The following is a 7,276-nucleotide window of genomic DNA, read 5'->3' on the forward strand; positions in this document are numbered from 1 at the left end:
AGTTTCCCGAATCAGTTCTTGCTCTTCACTGAATTTGAAATCCATAATTTTCCCTTGAAACTATGTGAGGGTATTTTAAAAAATTAATGCAAAATTCAAACGGCGCAATATATATACGAAGCAAAGAAGAATCAAGGCTTTCTTTGATTCGAAAGGCTCATTTTATTTGAATAAAAAAGGTTGCATCATACGATGAGCAACCTTACGAAAGCAGTATATTCTTTTAAAATCAAATAGCCTGTTCTCTGTCAGCAACCCAGTAATTATGATGTTTTTGCCAATATTCCAGATGTTCAGTCGTAACTTTAGAGCCACGTTGATGTTCATTCCAGATTTTAGCAGCAATCTCGCAATTGGTTTGTTCTTTGGTTTTAAAGCTCAGATCGTATGCATCGCCCGCTAGTTTTACTCCGGGCCGGCTGTTGCCATTCTTGATTTCAAGGCATGCTTTACGCTGCATAAAGTGGGCGATATGTTTCACGGGAGCGTTGTCGCCTTTGGCTTTTTCCTGTTCAATGACTTGATCGATGCGCAGGATGGCATTTTTGTAATCCTGCATACGCTCGAGGGCATCGAAGACACATTCCTGAGTGATGTAGTAATGTTGTTTGCCATCATCACCGTCTTTGAGATCTTTGATGATGTCTAATGCTGCATTAAAAAATTCAAACGATTTTCTAAAATCGCTTTGAATGAAAAAATCACGGCCTTTTTTCATGTAATCTTTGTATTCATCCATAGTTCTCTCCTCAAAAAGTAGGTGGGTTTAGGAAGTTTTTAATTGCCAAAAAATAATACAAACCATGTCGATTTGTCAAATTATAATTTTAGAACGCCTTATTTAGTTTGTGCAAGAATCGCTTCGGCGATGACCAAATCTTCCGGAGTTGTGATTTTAATATTTTGATATTCGCCTTCCAATAATTTTACTTTGACACCGATAGCTTCAACCAATGTAGATTCGTCCGTCCCGTAAAATTTTTTCCGCTTCGCTTCATCAAAAGCTTCTATCAGAAGGCCATAATGAAAGGCCTGGGGTGTTTGGACATTCCATAATTCAGTTCGATCGAGTGTTTTATCGACAAATTGATGGTGGTCTTGCGATTTGATCGTGTCCTTCGGCTGAACGGCAAGAATGACAGCTTCGTAAGTCAGGCATTCTTCAATCAACGCATTGATTTTTTCAGTGGAAATGAAGGGACGGACGGCATCATGTACCAATACGATATCGGTACGTTCAACCGCCTGGAGGCCATTAAATACGCTATCCTGCCGTTGAGCGCCGCCGGTAACTATTTTCCGGACTTTGGTAAACTCAAACGTGTCGACTATGTCGGTGGCGACATAGGGGATCCATTGTTCTTCACAAACGATGATGATATCGTCGACGTACTCGGAATCCTCAAACTTTTTAAGCGTATAGTAAATCAGCGGTCGATCCTGAAGTGTCAGAAATTGTTTGGATTTGCCTTCGGATGAAGACTTCATTCGTTGACCGACGCCGGCTGCCGGAATGATAACTGTAATGTGTTTTTGTTTAAACATTAAAAGTGATTATTTGGTCGACCGTAAAGCCTTTTGGATCTTGGCGAACGGTAGCGCATGCTATTTTTGGATCGTGTTCGAAAAACATAAACCATTTTTCACGGACGGCCTGTTCAAGGATCTTTTTCTTGTCCTCGATTGTAAGCATCGGCTGAATATCGTAGGCCATGACGTAAGGAATAGCCACATGCGGAGTCATAGGTATCAAATCACCGCAGAAAAATAATGTTGATTGTCCGTCAGAAATGATCGGCAACTGTTGAGACGGCGTATGTCCGTTTGCTATAAAAAAACGAATGTTTGGAAAAAGATTGTCGGCATTGTCAACGAGATTTAGAATGCCTTTTTCCATAAGTGGCATATAGTCCGGTTTGAGAAAACTAGCGCGGTCTTTTTCGCTGGCATTTTGGCCCCATTCGAATTGTTTGCGTTGAACGTAATATCTTGCATTTGGAAAAGCCGGGACGCTATTGCCGGCCGCATCCAATTTAGTCGAACCGCCGGCGTGATCAAAATGCAAATGGGTGAGCACCATGTCAGTAATGTCTTCGGGCTTGAATCCGAGCGCTGCCAAAGATTTTTCTAAGGTCAATTGGCTGTGATCGATGCGATAAATGGCGGCAAATTTTTCATTATACTTATGGCCTGAACCGTTATCGATGAGAATTTTTCGGCCATTATCATGCACTAAAAGCAAACAACGCATCGTCATATCGATACGGTTTTGTTCGTCGGCCGGATTGGTTTTGCTCCAAAGATTTTTTGGAACAACACCAAACATTGCACCACCATCCAGCGCGAAATCTCCCGTTTCAATAGGAAATACGGCATAAGGCCCTATCCGCATAATCACTCCTGTATATAATTCTCTAATGTTAATATGTTCAATTAAATTCTAATCATTATTCCATCGCCGGCATGCCAAATTGGGACAATTCTTCTTTGGAAGGTCCATAGACTCCAGGTACTTTTAACCCAGCTTGCCGCATGAGAACCGTGATTTGTGCACGATGGTGTATTTGATGCCGGATTAATACCTCGAGGACAAATCCTAACGTCCATTTTTCTCCGTACATTGAAACTTCGTGCGTCAGCATTTCATCGCTCCAGTTAGTCTTGACTTGTTCCGATACTGATCCAGCTAAATGATCAAATGCTGAAACGATGTCCGTTACATGGATAGGTGGTGCAGAGTCTTGCGGAGGCCCGTCGTCTTTGAGACCGGTGCGTCCGATCATTTCACCAATTGAGAGCACGATATGCCATGCCAAGCGACCAATTGAACGACCATCCGATGCAACTTTTTGATTGAGCGAAGCGTCGGTTAAATTTTTGAATACTCCAGAAGTGGCATCTTTTTCATATTGCCACTGAGTAATGAAATCATCAATTTTTCTGAACATTTTATTTTGTCTCTTTATAGATATGGCACGTATTTTTTAATAAATGTTTTGAAAGATCATACCGCTTTTTTTCATCGAGTATATTAAAATCTCTGCTCATGAGCCCGAAACCTTCATCGTAACCGATCAAAACAGTTGCCGCAAAATTTACCGTTTCCAACGACAATTCGCGTAAGTGAACGCATCCTTCCATACCACCGATAAGCCGGTTAATTTCTTTCGTAATTCCACGGGTTATTGAAAGGCCAATTAATTGTTTAGCTTTATCCGTGACGGTCGGGCAAGAGGAGTGGGGATGATTGGCCATCTCGCTTTTGGCCGCTTCGATCATGCGTGTTCTGGGATTAATTTGTACGTTCAGCCTGATCAGATGATACGGATCAAGAAACGTTGCTTCCATCATCAGATTGCCGTTTTCCAGTTCAAATGCTTGAATACCGATATCACGTTTTGATACAAGCCGTTTGACCGGGCTCAGGAGATTTTTTTCATTTATTTCCATGACGTTTCATCCACCTCACAAAGTACAGATTCCAAATAATTAAAAACTATTTTCTTGGGTTCGAGTGGTAATAAAGGCAACTCGATCTGTGAAAGTGGTCCTTTGACGAGTATCCGCATTCTTGCCGAACGATTATCACCGAAATCAATAGCAATAGGAACATACATTTGAAAATCATCCGAGACATTCTTTTGTTCAACGCGACAGGATACTTTAAATTTACCTTCATTGGTAGGAGCTACTCGGTACGAAAAAATATATTTTGGTACGTCTGTCCCGTAGATCCATTGATTAAAAAACCAAGACATATCGGCGCCAAAATGTTTATCAGCTACTAACTTAAAATCTTCCGTTGAGACAGTTTGGCCGGCATACGTTTGATAGAGATCACGCATCATTTTCTTGAAATGGTCATCACTCATAGTATTTAAGTCAAGCATCAGGTTCCGTAGCATGTGAAGTACCCAAGCTCCTTTTTCATAGATCAGCAAATCATCATCACCTTCAGTGGAACTGGTTCTTGTTCTGAACCCAAGCCAGATCGGACCTGCTTCCTGGTCTGCTCCGATTATCTTTTCAAATAGACTGTTTCTGTTTTCAATGATTCTCTCACGGTAATCTTTTAAAAATTTAAAGAATTTTTTATTGTCATTAAGTGCCATTTGCGTATACCACAAGCCGAAATATTGGGCAAACGCTTCTGAAAGCCATTTATCATGGTAAGTCCGGGGTACTACGCCGCCGCCATATCCCCACCATTGATGCGCGACTTCATGTGAGCGCAATAATTCATCGTAACCTGATTCGTCCGTACGTTGAAAAGTTGTCCAGCTTAAATTAATCAATCCTGGAAATGAAATTCCTGACCGACCAAAGGTTTCAGTTACATATAGCTTTTCGATCTGGTTGGATCCAAGCATTTCTTGAAAAAATGAATAACTGTTTGCGATATCGGCACCAACTTGTTTTTCCATGTCTTTGCCTGTACCAATACCCTCTTTTACAAGTTCAGCTCCAATTTCCAAATGATCGGCTTCTGACATGTTGATTTCGATATCAGGCATTCCTTCTTTTTTTAACATATAGCTTTTAAAGAACCCGATATTAAATGAACAAGATGCTAAAGGTTTTGTTGTGATCCATTGACTAGTTGTCCATTCTTTATTGCTATTCTCAAATTTTTTTGATCCGATACAAGCTAATTTATAGTGAGACGGATAATTAAAAGTAATGTCATACATTTCAGTCGTCGGATACGTTGTATAGACCAAAGGAAGCCAAGAGTTTGATGTCCGAATTAAAAAGTCGTTATCAATTCTTTCAATAATTTCGCCTTTATAAAATATTTTAATAATGCTTTTGCTTCCGTTTTTGAAAATATCATTCGATTGTATCCAACAGCTTTCGCGTTCATAAGAATCTTCCCACATTTCCGATGATTCATAAGGTTTAAAAAATGTTGTTCGGTTGCCGTTGATCAAAACAGAATCTACAGTTAGTTTATAAAATAATTCAAAATATAACCACTCGATTCCTGACTTATAAGGCTCCACCTCTATTTCAGTAACGGCATCCAATTCAAGGTCCTTTCCTAAGCGACACTGTGCGGTATAACGATTAGCTCTAAAAATATCTTTATGCTGACCGCGTAAATAAATAGGTAATGATGCAAATGATTTTTCGGGAAACATTGAAATAATCTCTTTGGTGAATCGAAATTTTGCATTAGCATTGCGCCGCATGAGCTTGACATTTTCTATGTCATAAGGTGTGATTTCAAAAAAAAGAGGATCCGATGACCAATTTGTTGCGGCCAAAGGACTGATGGCACCCGCAATCGCGTTACTGGTACGATCCGTTATAGATGCGTAAAAGAGTGGAGATTGTTTTGGATTAAGCAATGCATTGAGGATCTCGAAATTAGCATCCGAGAGACAGTCATAATCTTTATCGGCAATGTATCTGCAATGGGATTTTAAAAAATCGTTGATCTCATTGCTGACTTCAGCTTTAGAGAAAACATTTTTTGATTGAAATTCTTTTAATGTACTGTCACTAAAAATCAAAAAAAGACTGGTAAATGTTTTTTCTAAACTTTGCGTTTTATAAAACCTAGCCAAATGCTCGCGTTCAATCTTAGTAGGCGGTGTCATGGAGAAGGTGCCTTCGCCAATAAATATCGCGGCGACAACCTCGTCCTGAAAAGGTTTGGTCAAATAGATTTTACCGTTTTTGAGATTAAATGTACCAGCGTCGCGATTGAAATTAAAATCCGTAACTGATGCCACTCGAGTGGGATCGGCTTCTAAATGTAGTAAATGCGAAGTCAATGCTTCGGCTAAATTTTTTGACGGTTGGTTGTTTTGTGCCAAAAGCACACACGAAATCAAAAAAAATAAAAATAATAATCGTTTCATGTTACTTTCCGCAAGGTCTACAACTATTTAGAATCATCGCCGCAAAACGGATTATATTTTTTTTCATAGCCAATGGTTGTTTCAGGTCCATGTCCGGGGTACACTATCACGTCATCCGGAAGTGTAAACAGGTGTGTTTTAATCGAATGAATAAGAGTATCAAAATTTCCGCCGGGTAAATCAGTTCGTCCGATGGAACCGTTGAATAATACATCACCTCCAAAAACTATTTTTTCAGAAGGTAAGTACAACGACACGCTTCCTGGAGAATGGCCCGGAGTAAAAAATAAATTTACCGATAATTGTCCAAGCGTAATCGGTAAATTCGTGTCGTAAAACACATCAACTTCGGGCACTGCATTTAAACGGATGCCGAACATCGCGGCCGATTGCGGTGCATGCTGCAGAACCGGCAGTTCCGACTTGTGGAGATAAAAAGGAATTTTTAAAGCGTCTTTTACGGCCTGAACGGCGCCGATATGGTCGATATGAGCGTGGGTATTCAGGATAAATTTAAATTGAAGTCCGGTTTGTTGGGCGGTTTCAATAATCCAATCTGCTTCGTCACCCGGATCGATAATAGCGCCTGTTTTAGTCGCTGTATCGCCAAAAATGTAACAGTTTTCCTGAAATGGACCTACGGTCAGGGTCTTGAGGATCATTATTTTAGCCAGTTGTTAAACCATTCGGTTGTAAGATTCATTGCTTTTTTGAATTGAGATGTCGGCCCTTGAAAAGGATGCACCACGCCGTATGTATGCGTAGCTCCGCCAATAAGTTCTAGCCGCGAACGTGACTGGTTGGAATGATCATAGAGCTCACGTGCTTCAATGGATGGTACGCTTTCGTCTTTATCACCGTGAATGATAAGATAAGGCATATTGAGCTTTGCAGCCGATTTCAAAATATTCAATTTTGTCTCGCTATTTTTTTCAAAATCGTCAACGATATCCATGTTCAATCGCATCATTTGCTGAGTGCGTGAGTTCTGAATTTCAAAATATTTTTGCCGTTTCCACTGCGGTAAAACATCCAGAAAAGACTGGCGCTGAACATGCGATATGGCAGACCAGGTCACAAGAGCTTGTACCCGCTTATCGAAAGCCGCCTTTAGAATAGCGATTCCACCACCACGACTGTGTCCCAAGAGTCCGATACGATCCAAATAAGCCGACTTACCGCAAACGTTACCTTTTTCAAGTTCGTCGATGACTTTTTCTAGATCTTCGAGTTCTTTAGAATAGGTGTTGGCTGCGAACTTATCCGGTTCAGTAAAATTTTGTAAATCCTCGCCGATGCCACTACCGGAGAAATTAAATTTGACGACGATAAAACCTTTTTTGCATAAAACTTCCGATAGAAACGGAAAAAAACCCCAGTCTTTAAATCCTTTGAAACCGTGGCAGATA

8 protein-coding genes are annotated in these 7,276 nt (G+C 40.4%); all 8 read right to left on the bottom strand.

Annotation, left to right across the window (positions count from 1 at the left end; translation table 11 throughout):
• Positions 1–229: 229 nt before the first annotated feature.
• Positions 230–739, bottom strand: coding sequence for a hypothetical protein (locus K1X84_16270; protein MBX7153185.1), 510 nt, complete (start codon positions 737–739; stop codon positions 230–232).
• A gap of 98 nt (positions 740–837) precedes the next feature.
• Positions 838–1,545, bottom strand: a complete 708-nt coding sequence (gene ispD / locus K1X84_16275) for a 2-C-methyl-D-erythritol 4-phosphate cytidylyltransferase (GenBank protein MBX7153186.1) — start codon at positions 1,543–1,545, stop codon at positions 838–840.
• Positions 1,538–2,392, bottom strand: a complete 855-nt coding sequence (locus K1X84_16280) for an MBL fold metallo-hydrolase (GenBank protein MBX7153187.1) — start codon at positions 2,390–2,392, stop codon at positions 1,538–1,540. Before K1X84_16280 ends, ispD begins: the two co-directional genes overlap by 8 nt.
• Before the next feature lie 55 nt (positions 2,393–2,447).
• Complete coding sequence (locus K1X84_16285) at positions 2,448–2,948, bottom strand: DinB family protein (GenBank protein ID MBX7153188.1); 501 nt, start codon at positions 2,946–2,948, stop codon at positions 2,448–2,450.
• Between the two features lies 1 nt (position 2,949).
• Positions 2,950–3,450 carry a DUF2889 domain-containing protein gene (locus K1X84_16290; GenBank protein MBX7153189.1) on the bottom strand — a complete coding sequence of 167 codons (501 nt, stop codon included), beginning with the start codon at positions 3,448–3,450 and terminating at the stop codon, positions 2,950–2,952.
• Positions 3,441–5,666, bottom strand: coding sequence for a hypothetical protein (locus K1X84_16295; GenBank protein ID MBX7153190.1), 2,226 nt, complete (start codon positions 5,664–5,666; stop codon positions 3,441–3,443). The genes K1X84_16290 and K1X84_16295 overlap by 10 nt, the downstream gene beginning before the upstream one ends.
• Positions 5,667–5,890: 224 nt before the next feature.
• The gene (locus K1X84_16300) at positions 5,891–6,529 is read right to left on the bottom strand and encodes an MBL fold metallo-hydrolase (GenBank protein MBX7153191.1); all 639 of its coding nucleotides are present in this window, start codon (positions 6,527–6,529) and stop codon (positions 5,891–5,893) included.
• Positions 6,529–7,276: prolyl oligopeptidase family serine peptidase (locus K1X84_16305; protein MBX7153192.1), on the bottom strand; the 748-nt coding region annotated here is incomplete at its 5' end. The genes K1X84_16305 and K1X84_16300, both read right to left, overlap by 1 nt.

The sequence above is a fragment of the bacterium genome, from assembly GCA_019695335.1.
GTDB lineage: Bacteria > CLD3 > CLD3 > SB21 > SB21 > JABWBZ01.